Annotated in this window: 1 protein-coding gene; it reads right to left on the bottom strand. The window is 61.3% G+C overall.

Annotated features, from left to right (window positions below):
* Positions 1-4 precede the first annotated feature (4 nt).
* Positions 5-1,225, bottom strand: coding sequence for an ISL3 family transposase (locus tag BTE28158_RS32260; RefSeq protein WP_151052762.1), 1,221 nt, complete (start codon positions 1,223-1,225; stop codon positions 5-7).
* Positions 1,226-1,306 lie beyond the last annotated feature (81 nt).

Below are 1,306 nucleotides of genomic sequence, written 5' to 3'. Positions count from 1 at the left end.
AGGTTCATCGCGGATTACCGGGGAACGCGGCGCGGATCTTGAGGAAGAAGTATTCCTCGTCGCGATACCCGTAGGCCCGACGCTTGATTACCTTGATGGTGTTGTTGATGCCTTCGACGACGCTGGTATTGAGCGGATGGCGGCAGCGGGCGAGGATTCCGTGCCAGTAACCCTGTAGGCGCTGCGCGAACAGTTGCAGCGCGGCAATCCCGCTTTGCCGGGCCTGCTCGATCCAGTGTTCCCAGGCCTTTTCCGCCCAGGCAGGCTTTCGGTAGAACCAGAGCCGTTTGAGTTCGTCACGTAGCACGTAGACGCACAACAAGGGCTGATTCGCTGCCAGCAGTTCCTTCAGATGCACGGACTGCTCGGGCTTCAGGTTGTGGCGGTTGCGCAGCAGCAGCCAGCGACTGGATTTCAATACCTTGCGGGCCGGCCGGTCATGGCGTAACTGATTGGCCTGATCCACACGTACCCGATCGATCACCTCGCGCCCGTACTTGGCCACGACGTGGAACAGGTCGTAGACCACCTCGGCCTGCGGACATTGCGCCTTGATTTCCAACTCGTAGGCCGTGGTCATGTCGATCGCGACTGCTTCGATGCGCTCGGCGACACCCTCAGGAAGCTGCTCGAAGAAGGCGCGGGCCGTCTCGCGTGAGCGTCCCGATCCAATCCAGAGCACCTGCCGGCCGATCGGATCGACCACCACCGTGGCATACCTATGGCCTTTATGGAGTGCAAACTCGTCCATCGTCAAATAGCGGATCGTCGACCAGTCCGGCTCAGCCACACGCGCTTGCAAGCGCATCTTGTCGATCGATTTGACCGTGTGCCAGCCCAGATCGTAGAAGGCCGCCACTGCCTGTACGCTGGCCGCTTGCAGCAGTTTCTCGCAGGCCTTGGCAAATCGCTCCGTCACTCGCTGGTAACGGCCCAGCCACGCCAGCTTCTCCAGTCGCGGACCGTCGCAGCGTTCGCACCAGACCCGGCGGCGGGGGACGTGCAGCACCACCCGGTACTCGAACAGCGGCAGATCGCGCACGCGGCGAACCGTCGTCTCGTGGATTTGATAGCACCGTGCACCGCATTGCTCGCAGTACATCACCTTGCTGACCGGCTTCAAATGCAGCGATAGCGTACGGCCTTCTCCTTCCGGCCATTCCACCCGCTCTAACCGATAGCCCGTCCAGCAGCCCAGTGCCTGAAGTGCCTTGCGATCGAGCAATTGCTCCTCCTGACGTCCTTAAAGTCAGGCGTCAGGTTACGCAATCCCCCTCAAACGCTCCACGGTTTCCCGCGATGAACC

It is taken from the genome of Burkholderia diffusa, assembly GCF_902499115.1.
Classification (GTDB): domain Bacteria; phylum Pseudomonadota; class Gammaproteobacteria; order Burkholderiales; family Burkholderiaceae; genus Burkholderia; species Burkholderia diffusa.
This window is presented reverse-complemented; position numbering and strand designations above follow the sequence as displayed.